At 63.1% G+C, this 16,061-nt stretch carries 13 protein-coding genes; 3 read left to right on the forward strand and 10 right to left on the reverse strand.

Annotated features, from left to right (window positions below):
• Positions 1–13: 13 nt before the first annotated feature.
• The 4 genes from ACHPFG_RS29800 to ACHPFG_RS29815 form a co-directional block, all read right to left on the reverse strand.
• Positions 14–2,461, reverse strand: a complete 2,448-nt coding sequence (locus ACHPFG_RS29800) for a TonB-dependent siderophore receptor (RefSeq protein ID WP_431701175.1) — start codon at positions 2,459–2,461, stop codon at positions 14–16.
• Between the two features lie 131 nt (positions 2,462–2,592).
• Complete coding sequence (locus tag ACHPFG_RS29805; RefSeq protein WP_431701176.1) at positions 2,593–3,549, reverse strand: FecR family protein; 957 nt, start codon at positions 3,547–3,549, stop codon at positions 2,593–2,595.
• Positions 3,546–4,079, reverse strand: a complete 534-nt coding sequence (locus ACHPFG_RS29810; protein ID WP_340052713.1) for an RNA polymerase sigma factor — start codon at positions 4,077–4,079, stop codon at positions 3,546–3,548. Before ACHPFG_RS29810 ends, ACHPFG_RS29805 begins: the two co-directional genes overlap by 4 nt.
• Before the next feature lie 203 nt (positions 4,080–4,282).
• The gene (locus ACHPFG_RS29815) at positions 4,283–5,341 is read right to left on the reverse strand and encodes a haloacid dehalogenase-like hydrolase (RefSeq protein ID WP_431701177.1); all 1,059 of its coding nucleotides are present in this window, start codon (positions 5,339–5,341) and stop codon (positions 4,283–4,285) included.
• Positions 5,342–5,583: 242 nt separating this feature from the next.
• On the opposite strand from ACHPFG_RS29815, the gene ACHPFG_RS29820 reads away from it, so the two are divergent.
• Complete coding sequence (locus ACHPFG_RS29820; RefSeq protein ID WP_431701178.1) at positions 5,584–6,975, forward strand: L-cystine transporter; 1,392 nt, start codon at positions 5,584–5,586, stop codon at positions 6,973–6,975.
• A gap of 95 nt (positions 6,976–7,070) precedes the next feature.
• Here the strand turns inward: ACHPFG_RS29820 and ACHPFG_RS29825 are convergent, their stop codons facing one another.
• Positions 7,071–7,583: a dihydrofolate reductase gene (locus tag ACHPFG_RS29825; RefSeq protein ID WP_027606124.1), complete on the reverse strand. Its 513-nt coding sequence runs from the start codon at positions 7,581–7,583 to the stop codon at positions 7,071–7,073.
• A gap of 69 nt (positions 7,584–7,652) precedes the next feature.
• On the opposite strand from ACHPFG_RS29825, the gene ACHPFG_RS29830 reads away from it, so the two are divergent.
• Positions 7,653–9,032, forward strand: a complete 1,380-nt coding sequence (locus ACHPFG_RS29830) for a DUF2868 domain-containing protein (protein ID WP_431701179.1) — start codon at positions 7,653–7,655, stop codon at positions 9,030–9,032.
• The gene (locus tag ACHPFG_RS29835) at positions 9,025–10,392 is read left to right on the forward strand and encodes a DUF3482 domain-containing protein (protein WP_431701180.1); all 1,368 of its coding nucleotides are present in this window, start codon (positions 9,025–9,027) and stop codon (positions 10,390–10,392) included. The genes ACHPFG_RS29830 and ACHPFG_RS29835 overlap by 8 nt, the downstream gene beginning before the upstream one ends.
• Here ACHPFG_RS29835 and ACHPFG_RS29840 read toward each other — a convergent pair.
• From ACHPFG_RS29840 to ACHPFG_RS29860, 5 genes are all read right to left on the reverse strand, one after another.
• Positions 10,389–10,943: a phosphonate degradation HD-domain oxygenase gene (locus tag ACHPFG_RS29840; RefSeq protein WP_431701181.1), complete on the reverse strand. Its 555-nt coding sequence runs from the start codon at positions 10,941–10,943 to the stop codon at positions 10,389–10,391. The genes ACHPFG_RS29835 and ACHPFG_RS29840 overlap by 4 nt on opposite strands.
• The gene (locus tag ACHPFG_RS29845; RefSeq protein WP_431701182.1) at positions 10,943–12,067 is read right to left on the reverse strand and encodes a TIGR03364 family FAD-dependent oxidoreductase; all 1,125 of its coding nucleotides are present in this window, start codon (positions 12,065–12,067) and stop codon (positions 10,943–10,945) included. The genes ACHPFG_RS29840 and ACHPFG_RS29845 overlap by 1 nt, the downstream gene beginning before the upstream one ends.
• A gap of 118 nt (positions 12,068–12,185) precedes the next feature.
• Positions 12,186–13,208 (reverse strand): putative 2-aminoethylphosphonate ABC transporter substrate-binding protein, encoded by a 1,023-nt coding sequence (locus tag ACHPFG_RS29850; RefSeq protein WP_431701183.1) that lies wholly within the window; start codon positions 13,206–13,208, stop codon positions 12,186–12,188.
• Between the two features lie 22 nt (positions 13,209–13,230).
• Complete coding sequence (locus ACHPFG_RS29855) at positions 13,231–14,937, reverse strand: putative 2-aminoethylphosphonate ABC transporter permease subunit (protein ID WP_431701184.1); 1,707 nt, start codon at positions 14,935–14,937, stop codon at positions 13,231–13,233.
• Position 14,938: 1 nt separating this feature from the next.
• Entirely contained in the window at positions 14,939–16,003 is a 1,065-nt protein-coding gene (locus ACHPFG_RS29860) for a putative 2-aminoethylphosphonate ABC transporter ATP-binding protein (protein ID WP_431701185.1), read from the reverse strand.
• Positions 16,004–16,061: the final 58 nt, after the last annotated feature.

Below are 16,061 nucleotides of genomic sequence, written 5' to 3' on the forward strand. Positions count from 1 at the left end.
TATCCGGATGTAATCAGAACTGCGGTGTGTAGGTCATGGTGAACATCACATTACGCGGATCGCCGTAGTAGTTGCTGCCCCAGTTCGCGTTGTAGGCAGGGATGTAGTACTTCTTGTCGAACAGGTTGTACAGGTTCGCCGCGACGGTGAACTCCTGGTTGATCTTGTAGGCCACCCGCGAATCCCACAGCGCATTGCCCGGCACGCTGAAGGTGCGGTCGTAGGCCACGGTACTGCTTTGCGCGGTCACCCCGGCGCCGACGCTGACTTTGTTCCAGTCACCCGGCAGCTGGTAATCGCCCCAGACCTTGAGCAAGTGCTTGGGTGTCCAAGTGCTGAATATCTTGCCTTCGTAGGTGTCGTCCTTGAGAAATTTGGTGGTGTTGTAGGTGTAGCTGGAGACCAGTTGCAAACCCGGCAGCACTTCGCCGCCCAAGGTGGCTTCCAGGCCTTGACTGCGGACCTTGCCCGAGGCGACCGAGCAGTACCAGCCATCGCAGTTCATTGGCCCTTGAAGGTCTTGGACGCCGCGATTTTCCTGGTCATAACGGAAGATCGCAAACGAGGTATTGAGACGACCATCCGCCAACTCACCCTTGAGACCCAACTCGTAGTTCTTGCCCTCGATAGGCTTGAGCAAGGAGCCGGAAGTTGTCCGGTTGGTTTGTGGTTCGAACGCATCGGCGTAACTGGCATAGGCAGACCATTGGTCATTGAGGGCATATACCAGGCCCGCATACGGCGTGACCTTGCCATTAGTCTGAGTGGCGCTTCCAGACGGGCTGCCGTACGCCCCCCTGGAACCACTTTGGTCGATGTAGGAATAGTCATACCAACTGGTACGCGCACCAACGATCAAGGTCAGCGGATCGAGCACTTTCACGCGCCAGGTGCCGTAGATGCCTTTCTGACGAATGTCGTACCAGCTCCTCGACGCATTTCCTGCCTGAAACAGCTGGTACTTATCGCGCTGCGGACGGTTGTGGTCGATGTTGAAAATATCCGCGCCAGCCGTTGCCGCCCGCGCCCACTGGTCGGTGGTGGTGAGTTTGGAATAGTTGGCGCCCAACACCATCTCCTGTTGGAAACCCAGGCCTTCAAACTCGCCGTTGACATACACATCCGCACCGCGACTTTTGGTATTGAAGTCAGTAACCCAGTCCACATAGCGCACGTTACCGGAGTCGCCGGGGTTGGGGATGGCGTCCCATGTCGCTTGGTATGTCGCGTCGTTATGTTCGTCCATCGCCACGAGGGCGGCTTTCACTTTCCAGTCGTCGTTGAAGCGATGCTCGATGTCGGCAAACACCTGGGTTTGGTTGTTGACGGCGCGGTTCCAGCTGGCACCGACGAAGGTCGAGCGTGACAGCCCAATATCGTTGCCGTTGGCGTAACGGGGCAGCGACATGAAGTTGGGGCGCGAATGGCCTTTCTGGTTGCTGATGCCCACGCCCACGGTGGTATCAGGCGTGAAGTCGTAGTCCACCGCCGCGTAGACCGTCTGATTCCAGCCGCCCACATAATCGACAAAGGAGTCGGTGGTGTCGTAATCCGCCACAAACCGGCCGCGCAACGTGCCTTCAGCGTTCAGCGGGCCGCCGGCATCGACCTGGGTGCCGTAGTGATCCCAGGAGCCGGCCTTGGCGGTGATGGTCACCGTTGGCGCCTGCTGGCCGCGTTTGCGCACCAGGTTCATGGTGCCGCCGGGGCTGTTCGCGCCTTGCAGCAAAGCGGCCGGGCCGCGCAGGGTTTCGACGCGGTCGTAGATCGCCATGTTTTCGGTTAGATAGCTGCCCAGCGCGTAGGTATTACGCGGAATGCCGACACCGTCGTATTGCAGGGTGCCGATCTCGAAGCCACGGGAGAAGATGAACATACCGGGGCCGGGGGATTTGGTCGCGGTCAGGCCGGGCGTGCGCTTAACCACTTCGGAGAGCTTGGTGGTGTTCTGGTCGTCCATCTGCTTGCGGGTCATGACGCTGACCGATTGCGGGATGTCCTTGAGCTTTTGCTCGCCCTTGCCCAGGGTCACCGCGCCGGTGGTGTAGGAGCCGCTGCCTTCGGTGGTGGCGCCCAGGTGTTCGGCGCTGATGGTGGTGGCGCCGACTTCGATGGCGGAGCCTGTGTCCATGTGCTTTTCCAGGGTCACGGTGTCCGCGTTGATAAACGCCGCACTCAGCCCGGTGCCGCCGAGCAGTTGCCCCAAGGCTTCGCGCTGGCCGAGGTTGCCTTTGACACCCGGCGATAGCACGCCCTGAGTCAACTCACCCGACACCAGCACCTGAACTCGCGTCACCGCCGAAAACGCCGCCAGCGCACCGTCCAGGCTTTGCCCCGCAATATCGAAGCGGTAGCTCTGGGCCTGGGTGGTTTCGGCGGCCTGCAAATACAGCGGCGCAGTGCCAAAGGCCATGGAAATGGCCAGTGCCAACAAGGACCGTGCGGCGAATCGGTGTGCCATGGATGGTGCTCCCCGGTGCAAAAAGTCTGTGATCGGCGCCGCACTACTTGAGAGTGCTTACTATTTACGCCTCAGTGATCAAGGACGAGTGCTTGGGGAGAAACCCTGAAATTTTTTTCAAAAAGTTGCGATTACGATGCCTTACCTTCGCGCAACACCAGTAAATAAGGGGTGTAGTGCTCGGCGTGCAGATTGAGGGTGTACTCCAGCGCTTTGATCACGGCGTCGGGCTTGTCGATTTCAAACACACCCGACACCACGCGGTTGCGCAGCGCATCACCGAGCACCAGGGTCTTGCCGGGCCAATAGCGATTCAACTCGCTGACCACTTCCGACAGCGGTTGCTGGCGAAACACCAGTTGCCGTTGGCGCCAGGCAAAGCCACTGGCCGGGTCGAAAGCATGGACCTCGGCCAGGCGTTGGCCTTGATATTCAACGGCCCGCCCTGGCTCCAGGTATACCGGCTCACCGCTGCCGGCACTGACCTGCACCATGCCCTGCGCCACCTGCACGCGTGTTTGCGCATCGCGCCGCGCAACGCTGAACTGCGTCCCGACCACCCTCACCCAGCCGTCGCCGGACTGCACCACGAACGGCCGTGCCGGATCCTTAGTGACGTCGAAAAAGCCTTCGCCACGCAGCAAACGGATTTGCCGTTCGCCCCCGCTCAAACGGATCTGCACCGCGCTGTCGGTGTTGAGTTGCAGGTGCGAGCCGTCGGCCAGCTCGATGCTGCGCGACTCGCCGGTGCCGGTGGCGTAGTCCGCGCGCAGGCGGTCGAGCCATGGCGTGTTCTGGACGGTAAGCCCCACGGCCAGCAACACCGCCGCAGCACACGCCCAACGCTGCCAGGCTCGCGCCGGTTTGTGCCAGGCGGCCTGTTCGGCGCGGCGAATCACCCGCGCCGGTTCGCGCAGGCCGCCGAGCATCGCCTGCACTTCCTGCCAGGCGTCATCCTGGGCCGGGCCTTGCCCCAGCCAGGCGGCAAAGGCGTCCATGTCGGCCGTCGTCACGTCCTCGGCCTGCAGGCGGAAATACCAGCCGGACGCTTCGTCGAACAACACGTCGGCAGTGGGGGTGGCGGTCATGACCGACGTCCTTGTTCATCGCAGGCAAGCCGCGTCTTGATGTAGGCGCGGCATTCAATCAAGGCGCGGCGCAGTTGGTATTCCACACTGCGGGCCGTGATCGACAGGCGTTCGCCAATCTCGCGGTAGGAAAGTTCGTCAACATGATAGAGCAGGAAGATCTGCCGAGTCGCTTCAGGCAACGCCAGGATCGCGTCCTGCATCAGTTGTTGCTGTTGGTAGGCGGCCAATTGCTCGTCGGCACCTGGGTTGCTGCACGGCAGCTCTTCGCTGGGCTCGCCGGCGTCCAGGCGCTCACGGCGGATGGCCTGGCGCTGGTGATCGCGCACCAGGTTGCTGGCGATGGTGAAGAGGAAGGCTGGGAGGTTATCGATCTTTTCGCCGCAGTCCATGCGAGCCAGGCGCAGGAACGACTCCTGAGTCAGGTCGGCGGCCACCTGGGCGCTGCCGGTGCGGCGAGTGACGAAGGCTTCGAGGGCTTTCTTCTGCTCCGCGAACAGGCGCGCAATCTGCGAATTCCAGGAGGACACAGCACTACCTTGAGAAGAACGTCGGGTTCAAGAAGTGCGCACGCTAGCAGAGGATGAGATTGACTCGCAATTGATATCTATTTTTGCCTGGGTTTTGTGGTGTTCTTGAAGCCGCCATCAGCGGCAAGCCCCCTCCCACATTTTGATGTGTGCACACCTTCAAATGTGGGAGCTGGCTTGCCTGCGATGCAGGCGACTCGGTGTTACTGAATCTCGTCAGGCTTGACGATCACCCAGTTCTTGTCCGCCGTCACCGGCAACCCTTCCTTGGCTTGCGCCGCCGCATGCTTGGCCATCATGCCGTTGAGTTGGGCCATGTATTTGTCCTTGCGGTTGATCCACAGGTGGATGCCGCCCTTGGCCACGTCCACATCGTGGAACAGCATGTAGCCGTCGCTGGTCGGCGTATCGCCGCCGACGATCACCGGTTTTTTCCATTCATCGATGTAAGTCAGGATCGCCGCGTGTTTGCCGGCCATCCAAGTCGCCGGGGTCCACAGGTGCGGGGTCAGCTCCAGGCCGAGGTTGGCTTTTTCGTCATATTTGCCGGCGGCGATCTGTTTGCGTGCGGTGGTCAGTTCGCCGGTCTTGCGGTCCTTGAGCAAGGTCGTCACGCCGATGACATTCTCGGGTTTGACGTTGTAGCCGTACTTCGGATCGGCGGCGACCATGCGCACCAGTTCTTCCGATGCGGCGGTCATTACGTACACCTCGATGCCATTTTCCATCAGCTTGTTGTACAGCTCGGCCTGGCCGGTGAAGACCTTCGGCGGCTGTACCTCGGACTGCTTCACCACGTCGCCTTCGAAATAGCTGACCGGCACCGGTTTGCCGGAGGCCATCAACTCATCCACCTGGACTTTGAGTTCCTTGAGGGTGAAGCCGGAAAACACCTGCGCAACCCACGGGTAGCAGACCATGTCGTCGACTTCGCAGAGGCGATAGTAGTAGCTGAACAGACTTTCCTTATGGTCGGCGGTGTCTTTGAACGGCATAAGCTTGAGCGACGGATCGAGGCTGTCGCGGGTGATCAGGCCCTTGTTTTCCATGTAGGGCAGCAGGGACTCTTCGAGGTCGTAGCGGTAGCTGGTGTTGTCCATGTCGAACACCGCGAAGTTACCCTTGTTGGCGTTGGCGGCGATCATCTCGTTCAGTTGTTTGGCGGCGGGTGCCGGCCAGTGTTTCAACTCGGTGGCGGCGAACGCCTGGCTGGCGAGTCCGAGGCAGAATGCGGCGGCTAGTAATTTCGGCGCGAGCTTCATAGGCGTTGTCTCCCTGAGTGAAAGACATGGACGCTAACAAATCACTGTGACAGTTCCCAACACGAGCACGACGGTGTGCGTCCCAATTCCGTCACGGGCATACGTCAGAGCGTCAGCGCCTTATTCCGAAAACGACAGGTACCATTCCATATCGGTATTAAATCAATATATTTCAAGCTGTTAGCATTTCCGGTTCGCAATCGCAGGCTCACGCGATTGGCTGCTTTCTCAACGGAGCTTCAATGAATCTGCCCCTGATTCTCAACTTACTGGTGTTCGTGGCCCTGTTGCTGGGCCTGGCACAAACCCGTCGCACAAATTGGAGCCTCGCCAAGAAGGTTCTGTTCGCCCTGGTCCTCGGCGTAGCGTTCGGTACGGCCTTGCACGCCATTTACGGCGACGGCAACCCCGTGCTCAAGGCCTCCATTGGCTGGTTCGACCTGGTCGGCAACGGTTACGTGCAACTGCTGCAAATGATCGTGATACCGCTGGTATTCGCCTCGATCCTCAGCGCCGTGGCGCGCCTGCATAACGCCTCGTCCCTGGGCAAGATCAGCTTCCTGACCATCGGCACACTGCTGTTCACCACCGCGATTGCAGCGCTGATCGGTATCGGCCTGACCAACCTGTTCGGCCTCACCGCCGAAGGCCTGGTGGCCGGCACCCAGGAAATGGCGCGCCTGCAAGTGATCCAGAGCGATTACGCCGGCAAGGTTGCCGACCTGAATATCCCGCAGTTGCTGCTCTCGTTCGTGCCGGCCAACCCGTTCGCCGACCTGGCTCGGGCCAAGCCGACGTCGATCATCAGCGTGGTGATTTTCGCGGCATTCCTCGGGGTTGCCGCACTGCAACTGCTCAAGGATGACGTGGAAAAAGGCCAGAAAGCCCTCAACGCCATCGACACCCTGCAAGCCTGGGTGATGCGTCTGGTGCGCCTGGTGATGAAGCTGACCCCTTACGGTGTACTGGCGCTGATGACCAAGGTGGTCGCCGGTTCCAACCTGCAGGACATCATCAAGCTCGGCAGTTTTGTCGTGGTGTCGTACCTGGCCCTGGGCCTGATGTTTGTGGTGCACGGCCTGTTGCTGTCCCTGGCCGGGATCAACCCACTGCGCTTCTTCCGCAAAGTCTGGCCGGTGCTGACCTTTGCCTTCACCAGCCGCTCCAGCGCGGCGGCCATCCCGCTGAGCATTGAGGCGCAGACCCGCCGCCTGGGCATCCCGCAATCCATCGCAGGCTTCGCCGCCTCATTTGGCGCGACCATCGGCCAGAACGGTTGCGCGGGTCTCTACCCTGCCATGTTGGCGGTGATGGTAGCGCCGACCGTGGGCATCAACCCGCTGGACCCACTGTGGATCGCGACCCTGGTAGCGATTGTGACCCTGAGTTCGGCCGGTGTGGCGGGCGTGGGCGGCGGCGCGACCTTTGCCGCGTTGATCGTGCTACCGGCCATGGGCTTGCCGGTGTCACTGGTGGCGCTGCTGATTTCCGTGGAGCCACTGATCGACATGGGTCGCACGGCGCTGAACGTGAATGGTTCGATGACGGCGGGGGCAATTACCAGCCAGATCATGGGGCAGACGGATAAAGCGTTGTTGGATGCGGATGAGCATGCGGAGTTAGCGCAGGCCTGATAGGCCGCCATCGGGGGCAAGCCCCCTCCCACAGTTGATCGAGTTCCCACATGAGAATGCGGTCGAGTGTGGGAGGTGGCTTGCCCCCGATGCTTTTAGGCTTTTTCCCAGACTTCGAAGTTGTAAGCCGGCTTATCACCTTCGGCGGGGTTCGGCAGATTGGAAACCAACTTCCACTGGCTCGCATCAAACGCCGGAAACCACGCATCCCCCTCCGGGCTCAGCGCCACGCGTGTCAGGTACAGGCGATCCGCCTGTTCGAGCCCCTGCGCATACAACTGCGCGCCGCCGATCAGCATCAGCTCATCCGCGCCCTGCTCCAGCGCCCAGGCTTCAGCCCGCGCCACGGCGGCATCGAGTGACGGAAAAACTTCCGCACCTTCCAGCGCCAGGTCGGTCTGACGGCTGACCACAATGTTCAAGCGCCCCGGCAGCGGTCGGCCCAGGGAGTCCCAGGTCTTGCGCCCCATGATGATCGGCTTGCCGAGCGTGGTGGCCTTGAAATATTTGAAATCCCCCGGCAAATGCCAGGGCATGCTGTTGTCGACGCCGATCACGCGGTTTTCACCGAGGGCTGCGATCAGGCTTAAAGGGAGAGTTTTTTTCATGGCGACGAGAATACCAGAGGTACGAGTCAGCAGTTATGCTCCAGGCTCACGAACACAACAGGATGGCGCGTGACAGCACTGACCCCCCTGCACAAACTCTGGCTGACGGAAACCGTGCGCCTGCGCGAAGAACACGCCGGCCCCCTGGAAGACCAGGAAGCCAATCGCCTCGCCCGCACGGCGGGCGGCGACCTGCCGACGCGCATTCAACAGCGCGCCCTGCACCTGGCCGAGCGCGATGGGTTGACCGCCGCCCTCACGCGCTGGCTGCAAGGCGCACGCCTGGCGCTGGTGCTGCTGGCGATGGTGGCCGTCATCAGCGGCGCGGGCCTGGCCTTTGCTGCGCTGGGCAACGGCTTGACCCCGGTGAATGTGTTCTGGGCCCTGGGCAGCCTGCTCGGCCTGAACCTGATCCTGCTGTTGAGCTGGGCGTTGGGCCTGCTGTTTGCCGGCGAGCACGGCGCCAGCCTCGGGCGCCTGTGGTTGTGGTTGAGTGAAAAACTTGCGCGCGATGCCAAGGCCGCCCAGTTGGCCCCGGCGTTGCTGCTGTTGCTGCAACGGCAGAAACTCAATCGCTGGGCGGTCGGTGTGCTGGTCAACAGCCTGTGGTTGCTGGCGCTGCTCAGCGCGCTGGTGATTCTGCTGACGCTGCTCGCCACCCGCCGTTACGGCTTTGTGTGGGAAACCACTATCCTCGGCGCCGACACCTTCGTCGCCGTGACCCAGGCCCTCGGCACCCTGCCCGCCCTGCTGGGCTTCAATGTGCCGACCGTCGAGATGATCCGCGCCAGCGGCGATTCCGCCCTCAACATCGAAAGCGCCCGCCAGGCGTGGGCCGCCTGGTTGGTCGGCGTATTGCTGGTCTACGGCCTGCTGCCAAGGTTGATCCTCGCCCTGCTGTGCCTGTGGCACTGGAAACGCGGGCGCGCCGCCTTGCGCCTGGACCTCAACCTGCCCAGCTACAGCCCACTGCGCGAACGCCTGATGCCCAGCAGCGAGCGCCTTGGCGTCAACGACGCCGCGCCGGAACAACTGCACCACGTCACCGGAGGCATCAGTGAGCTGGACAGCGACGGCGCCTTACTGGTCGCCATCGAACTGGACGATCAGCACCCCTGGCCGCCCAAGCTGCCGGCCAATGTGAAGAACGCCGGCATCCTCGACAGCCGCGAATCGCGCAACAAGCTCCTGGAGCAACTCAGTCGCTTCCCACCCGCACGCCTGGCCATCGCCTGCGACCCGCGCCGCTCGCCCGACCGTGGCAGCCTGGCGCTGGTCGCCGAACTCGCACGCAGCGCCGCCGCCACCCGTGTATGGCTGCTGCAAGCCCCGCCAGGCCAGGCGCTGGATGCCGAGCGCCTGGGCGACTGGCACAGCGCGCTGCAACAACTGGAACTGCCGTTCGCCGACTGCGCGCCGTTGAAATGGCTGGAGAGCGGTCATGACTAAGCCACTGAAGCTCGCCGTGGTCGGCCACACCAACGTCGGCAAGACCTCGTTGCTGCGCACCCTCACCCGTGACGTCGGTTTCGGTGAAGTCTCCCATCGCCCCAGCACCACGCGGCATGTCGAAGGCGCGCGCTTGTCGGTCGACGGCGAAGCCTTGCTGGAGCTGTACGACACGCCCGGCCTGGAAGACGCTATCGCTCTGCTCGATTACCTGGAACGCCTGGATCGCCCCGGTGAACGCCTGGACGGCCCGGCTCGCCTGGGGCGGTTCCTGGAAGGCAGCGAAGCCCGCCAGCGTTTCGAGCAGGAAGCCAAGGTGCTGCGCCAACTGCTGGCCTCGGACGCCGGCCTGTATGTGATCGACGCTCGCGAACCGGTGCTGGCCAAGTACCGTGATGAGCTGCAAGTGCTGGCCAGTTGCGGCAAACCGTTGCTGCCGGTGCTCAACTTCGTCAGCAGCAGCGACCACCGCGAACCGGACTGGCGCGAAGCGCTGGCACGCCTGGGCCTGCATGCGCTGGTGCGTTTCGACAGCGTCGCGCCGCCGGAAGACGGCGAACGTCGCTTGTATGAAAGCCTCGCCCTGCTGCTGGAAAACGCCCGGCCGCAGTTGCAGCGCCTGATCCTCGACCAGGATGCCCAACGCCAGGCCCGTCAACAGAGCGCCGCGCGGTTGATTGCCGAATTGCTGATCGACTGCGCCGCGTGCCGACGCAGCGTGGTGACTGAAGATGAGCAACAAGCCATCAGCGATTTGCGCAAGGCGGTGCGTCAGCGCGAACAAAAATGCGTGGAGGCCTTGCTCAAGCTGTTCGGCTTCCGCCCCCAGGATGCCGCCGCCAGCGACCTGCCGTTGCTCGACGGCCGCTGGGGTGATGACCTGTTCAACCCGGAAACCCTCAAGCAACTCGGCGTACGCGTGGGTGGTGGTATCGCGGCGGGCGCGGCGGCCGGGGCCGGTGTGGACCTGCTGGTCGGCGGGCTGACCCTCGGCGCCGCAGCCCTGGCGGGCGCCATCGCCGGTGGCGCGTTGCAGACCGCGCGCAGCTACGGCAGCCGCCTGCTGGGCAAGATCAAAGGCCAACGCGAGCTGACCGTGGACGACAGCGTGCTGCGCCTGCTCGCCCTGCGCCAGCGCCAGTTGCTCAAGGCCTTGAACCTGCGCGGCCATGCGGCGATGCACAGCATCAAGGTCGATACGCCCCAGGACAAGACCTGGCGCGAAGGCAAATTGCCGGACGCGTTGCACAAGGCCCGCGCCCACCCGCAGTGGTCGTCCCTCAACCCCCACGCCAAACTGAGCCAGGCCGAGCGCCAGGAACAGGTCGAAGCCCTCGCCCAGCGCCTCGACGAGACTTAAGCCGCCAGCAGCTGCCGGGCCTTGGCCTTGAGCACTTGCAGGTCGAGCACCGGCACGTGCATTGCCTTGGCCTGTTCGTCCCAGTGGCGCATGCGCAGGCTGACCTGACACAGCGGGTCTTGCTCAAACGCCCGAGCCTCCTCGGCCGTCATCACACCGCCCTGGTAACCCAGGGTGCGGCGGCTGGCCTCGCTCAAGCGTGCGTAGTAGTCCGGCTGGCTGAACGTCAGGTAGCGCTTGGCCTGGACGTGGTACTCCACCAGCCTGGCCAGGCGCTCACTGAAGCCTGCGCGACGCAAATAGTCGGCGCCCAACCGTTCATGGCTGACCACGCCATAACCGCCCATGTTCTCGCCATCCTGGCCACAGAGATGGCCGATGTCGTGGAAGAACGCCGCCAGGACCACCTCATCATCGAAGCCCTCGGCCATGGCCAACTGCGCGGCCTGGGACATGTGCTCGATCTGCGACACCGGCTCGCCGATGTAATCCGCTGTGCCGTGCTGCTCGTACAAAGCGAAGACTGCGGCAATCGCCTGTTCCGGGTTCATCACGCTTGCCCCCACAGTGTGGTGATATTGCGCTCGGCCATCGCCGGCCCCACGCTCATGCCCACGCCGGTGTGCATCAAGGCAGCGCTCACGCCAGGTGCGGCCTGCACAAATGAAAACGGCGCCGGGCCCCTGGCACCGTAGACGCCCTGCCAGCGTTCCATCACCTGGATCTTGCAACCCAAGGTCTGCTCGGCCAACTCGATCATCCAGTCATCCACCTGCTCGGCATTGAACGGCGAGGCATCGCTGCCGTAGTCGTGGGAGTCGCCGATGATCAGTTCGCCATGGGGCGTCGGGCTGATCAGCAGGTGAATCCCGTGTGCATGCAGGTGCGGCGCATCGCGCAGGATCTGCGCCTGTACCGGCGCGGCTTCAGGCAGGTCGGCAAAGGCGCCGTAATGCACGCAACTGAGGCCGGTGAGCAACGCGTGTTGCAGGTTGAGATTGAGCGCAGGCCGGGCGCGCAGCATTTGCAGGCGGCAGATCTGCGGGTTGAGTTCGGCGATGACCTCGGCCAACAGAGTTTGATAATCGTGGCCGGAACAGACGATGACCTGCTCGCCACGAAAACTGCCCGCCGTGGTGTGCACCTGGCCCGGCTCCACGTCACGCACCAGGGTGGAGAAGTAAAATTCCACACCCAGTTGCTGGCTCAGGTAGTGGATCAGCGCCGGTATCGCCTCGCGCGAATACAGTTGCTGGTCGTCCCTGCCATGCAGCGCGGCGCGGTGATGGCGGAACTGGCCGCCATACAGATCCTTCAACGCCGCGCCTTGCAACAGGTCGACGTTGTAGCCGTGTTCACGCGCGCGGCCGGCGCAGAAGACTTCCAGCAGATGCTCTTCGGCTTCGGTGCGGGCGAATAGATACGAGCCGTTGCGCTTGAGCTGCAGGCCGGCGGTTTGTGCCCAGTGGCCCCAGATCTCGCGGCTTTCCCGCGCCAGGTCGAGCATCGGCCCCGGCGGCTGCCCGGTGACCAGCGCCTGGCCGAAGTTGCGTACCGAGGCGCCCAACGGCGTGGCGCTGCGCTCGAACACCTTGACCTTGAGGCCACGCCTGGCGGCGGCGTAGGCGTGGGACAGGCCGAGGATGCCGGCGCCGATGATCAGTAGTTGTGTCATGAAGTGATGTCCTGTTTTCAAGACCGCCATCGGGGGCAAGCCCCCTCCCACAGGAGTACGCATTCCAAATGTGGGAGGGGGCTTGCTCCCGATGAGGCCAGTAGCCCTAACGAAAACCTTACTGCCCCGCCACCTTCTCCGACTTCCCGTCATAGCGCTTACGCCACTCGGTCAAAATGCTGTCGCGATTCTTCGACGCCCAGGCAAAGTCGTTCTTGATCAAACGCTGCTCGTAGTCGGCCGGCAATTCGGTCTGCGGCTTGGCGATCCCCGGCTGGGCGAGCACGGCGAAATTGTCCTTGTACAGGTCCATCGCCGCTGTACTGGCGGAAAAGTCGGCGAGCTTTCTGGCGGCGTCCGCATGGGTGGTGCCCTTGATCACGGCGGTGGCTTCGATGTCCCAGCCCAGGCCTTCCTTCGGCAGGATGATGTCCAGCGGTGCGCCCTGGCGCTTCAGCTGCACGGCCGGATACTCAAAGGAAATACCGATCGGGAACTCACCGGCAGCCGCCAGCTTGCAGGGCTTGGAGCCCGAATGTACGTACTGGCCGATGTTCTGGTGCAAGTCGTCCATGTACTGCCAGCCCTGCTTCTCGCCGAAGGTTTGCAGCCAGGCGCTCACATCCAGGAAGCCGGTGCCGGACGATGCCGGGTTAGGCATTACGATCTTGCCCTTGTACTCGGGCTTGGTCAGGTCTTGCCAGCTCACCGGCTTGGTCAGGCCCTGTTTCTCGGCTTCGACCGTATTGAAGCAAATGGTCGCGGCCCACACATCCATGCCGACCCAGGCCGGTGGGTTGGCGGCGTCACGGTAATGCTTGCCGATCTTGTCCAGGTCCTTGGGGGCGTAGTTGTCCAGCATGCCTTGCTGATCGAGGATCGCCAGGCTCGACGCGGCCAGGCCCCAGACCACGTCGGCTTGCGGGCGGTCTTTTTCGGCCAGCAACTTGGCGGTAATGATGCCGGTGGAGTCGCGCACCCATTTGATCTCGACGTCGGGGTTGGCCTGTTCGAAGGCTTTTTTGTAGGTCTTCAACTGCTCGGCTTCAAGGGCCGTGTACACGGTCAACTCGGTCTTGGCGAAAGCATTCAGGCTGAATGCAGTGAGTACGGCAGCGACCAGCGCCAGGGGCTTGAACATGGAGCACCTCCTTCAGGGATGTTTATTGGCCGGGCGCGGTCTGGCGCCAGGCTTGGGAGCGGCGCAGCGCGCCACGTGAAGCCCACGCCAGCAGCAGCGAAACGCCGGCCGAGGTGAACAGGATCAGGGTCGACATGGCCGCCGCGCCGCCCACGTTGCCGGCGTCGTCCATGTTCAGCACGGCGACGGCGGCGAGGAGGGTGTCGGGGCTGTAGAGGAAGATCGCGGCGGACACGGTGGTCATCGCCGACACAAACAGGTAGCGCACGATGTCCAGCAGCGCCGGCAGGCAGATCGGCACCGTGACTTTCAAGTAATGGCGATACAGCGGCGCCTTGAGCGACAGCGCGGCCGCCTCGAACTCGGTGTCCAGCTGGCGCAGCGCGGTGGTGGCGGTCATCTGTGCGGTGGTCAGATAGTGAGCAATGGTGCACACCACCAGCAGGGTCATGGTGCCGTAGAACACATGCAGCGGGTTGCCACTCAGGTTGAAAAAGAACACGTAGCCCAGGCCCAACACCAACCCCGGCACGGCCATCGGCACAAAGCTGAGCATGCGCAGCGCCAGGTTCAGGCCCTTCTGGCCCTTGGTCTTTTCCATCAGGTAGGCGCCGGTGAAGATCAACACGCTGCCGATCAACGCCGTGCACAACGCCAGGGTCAAGCTGTTGCGATAGGCCAGCCAACCGCCGCCGGCCGTGTCTTCGAACTGGTAGTGGCTGAGCGACAGCGACAGGTTGTACGGCCAGAACTTCACCAGCGAGGAGTACACCGCCATGCCGAACACCAGCAGCAACACGGCACAGATCAACAACACGATGAGCAGGTAGCAGCCATCCCGTAAACGCGACGGCACCGGCTGGAAGACTTGGGCGCGGCCACTCATGCCGTCACCTTGGCGACGGCGCAACCAGGCGTCGACGCCAAAGCTGAACAGCGCCGGCAGCAGCAACACCATGCCGATCAACGCCCCCCGACCAAACTGTTGCTGGCCGACCACCGCCTTGTAGGCTTCCAGCGCCAGCACTTGATAATCCCCACCGACCACCACGGGCACGCCGAAATCCGTGATGGTCAGGGTGAACACCAGGCAAAACGCCGCAAACACCGCCTGACGCGTGGCCGGCCAGGTGATGCTGCGGAACGCCCGCGCAGGGCTGGCGCCCATGCTCGAGGCCGCGTCGAACAAACGCGCATCGGCCAGGGACAGCGCCGAGAGCAAAATCATCAGGGCATGGGGGAAGGTGTAGATCACTTCACCGAGCACAATGCCCCAGAAGCCGTAGATGTTGTCCGAGAGCAGCCCGCGCAACAGGCCCTGGTTACCGAACAGATAGACCAGCGTAATGCCCGGCAGCATCGACGGTGCCATCAGCGGCAGCAGCGACAGGCCTCGCCAGATGGCCTTGCCGGGAATCAACGTGCGTTGCAGGGCGTAGGCAAACAGGTAGGCCAGCGGTACGACAATGGCCGCTACGCTGAGGGAGACTTTCAGGCTATTGCCCAGCAGCCAGTGGAAGTTGGCACTGGTGACCAACGCCCGTGCGGCGACCAGGCCACCGCCCTGCCCGGCTTCACTGCTGAAGCCACGCCAGAAGATCGCCAACAGTGGCAGCAATACGGCGATGCCCAGCAGCAACAGCCAGAGCAGCTTGCCGCCGACCACGAAAATACGGTCGCCGGTTTCTGCGCGGGACACCTGGCGCGGCAGCGTCATGACAGCGGCCATCTCAGGCAAACACCTGCAGGCTGCGCGGCGGCAGGGCAACCCAGATGTCCTGGGCGCCCAGGCGCGGCATGGCTTCCGGGGCCAGTTCGGCAAGCAGCGGATGGCCGGGCAGTTGCTCTAGCTCGAAACTCATGCGGCAGCGGTTGCCGAGGAAGGTGATCTCGCGGACCTTGGCCGGGAACAGGTTTTCTTCATGCACCGGCGGGTTGACGCTGATGGCTTCCGGGCGGCAGAACAGCCGGCCGGACTTGGCCCCGCCGGCATCCTCGGCCAGGCGCATGTTCATCCCGCCGACCTGGGCATGGCTGGCACTGTTGCGGCTGAACGGCAGCCAATTGCCCTGGCCGACAAACTCCGCCACAAACGGCGTGGCCGGGCGGTCGTAGATTTCCTGGGGCGTAGCGTATTGCTCGACCTTGCCGTTGTTCATCACGGCGATGCGGTCGGCCATCAACATCGCTTCGTCCTGGTTGTGCGTGACCATCAGGGTGGTGATACCGAGGCGCCGTTGCAGCTGGCGCAGCTCGGTGCACAGATGTTCGCGCACGCGGGCATCGAGGGCCGACATCGGCTCATCCAGCAACAGCAACGACGGGGCCGGCGCCAGCGCACGGGCCAGGGCGACGCGCTGCTGCTGACCGCCGGAGAGTTGGCCGGGGTATTTCTTTTCACTGCCGAGTAGCCCCACCAGTTCAAGCATCTGTCCGACACGCTGGCGCACTTCATCGCGACCGCTGCCGGTGAGGCCGTAGCCGATGTTCGCTTCGACGGTGAGATTGGGAAACAGCGCGTAGGACTGGAACAAAATGCCGTAGTCCCGCGCCTGGGGCGGCAGCAGGGAAACATCGCGATCACCCAGGTAAAGTTCGCCGCTGTCCTGGCGTTCCAGGCCGGCGATGCAGCGCAGCAACGTGGTCTTGCCGCAGCCGGAAGGGCCCAGCAGGCACACCAGCTCGCCGGCAGCCACGTCCAGGGACACGTTGTCGAGCGCAGTAAAAGCGCCGAAGCGTTTCTGGATACCGCGCACTTTCATCGGCGCGCCGGGTTGGGTCAGGACTGTGTTCATGGTGGCACCTCATCAAACTGATGAAGGCCATGCTAGGCAGGCAATGCGTCCCTCTTGT

The sequence above is a fragment of the Pseudomonas sp. BR20 genome (assembly GCF_050780135.1).
GTDB lineage: Bacteria > Pseudomonadota > Gammaproteobacteria > Pseudomonadales > Pseudomonadaceae > Aquipseudomonas.

What these genes read in the sequence shown, in the direction of transcription:
- ACHPFG_RS29800 (WP_431701175.1), bottom strand. Translation starts at nt 2,461, where the DNA reads ATGGCACACCGATTCGCCGCACGGTCCTTGTTGGCACTGGCCATTTCC.
- ACHPFG_RS29805 (WP_431701176.1), bottom strand. Translation starts at nt 3,549, where the DNA reads ATGACCGCCACCCCCACTGCCGACGTGTTGTTCGACGAAGCGTCCGGC.
- ACHPFG_RS29815 (WP_431701177.1), bottom strand. Translation starts at nt 5,341, where the DNA reads ATGAAGCTCGCGCCGAAATTACTAGCCGCCGCATTCTGCCTCGGACTC.
- ACHPFG_RS29820 (WP_431701178.1), top strand. Translation starts at nt 5,584, where the DNA reads ATGAATCTGCCCCTGATTCTCAACTTACTGGTGTTCGTGGCCCTGTTG.
- ACHPFG_RS29825 (WP_027606124.1), bottom strand. Translation starts at nt 7,583, where the DNA reads ATGAAAAAAACTCTCCCTTTAAGCCTGATCGCAGCCCTCGGTGAAAAC.
- ACHPFG_RS29835 (WP_431701180.1), top strand. Translation starts at nt 9,025, where the DNA reads ATGACTAAGCCACTGAAGCTCGCCGTGGTCGGCCACACCAACGTCGGC.
- ACHPFG_RS29840 (WP_431701181.1), bottom strand. Translation starts at nt 10,943, where the DNA reads ATGAACCCGGAACAGGCGATTGCCGCAGTCTTCGCTTTGTACGAGCAG.
- ACHPFG_RS29845 (WP_431701182.1), bottom strand. Translation starts at nt 12,067, where the DNA reads ATGACACAACTACTGATCATCGGCGCCGGCATCCTCGGCCTGTCCCAC.
- ACHPFG_RS29850 (WP_431701183.1), bottom strand. Translation starts at nt 13,208, where the DNA reads ATGTTCAAGCCCCTGGCGCTGGTCGCTGCCGTACTCACTGCATTCAGC.
- ACHPFG_RS29855 (WP_431701184.1), bottom strand. Translation starts at nt 14,937, where the DNA reads ATGGCCGCTGTCATGACGCTGCCGCGCCAGGTGTCCCGCGCAGAAACC.
- ACHPFG_RS29860 (WP_431701185.1), bottom strand. Translation starts at nt 16,003, where the DNA reads ATGAACACAGTCCTGACCCAACCCGGCGCGCCGATGAAAGTGCGCGGT.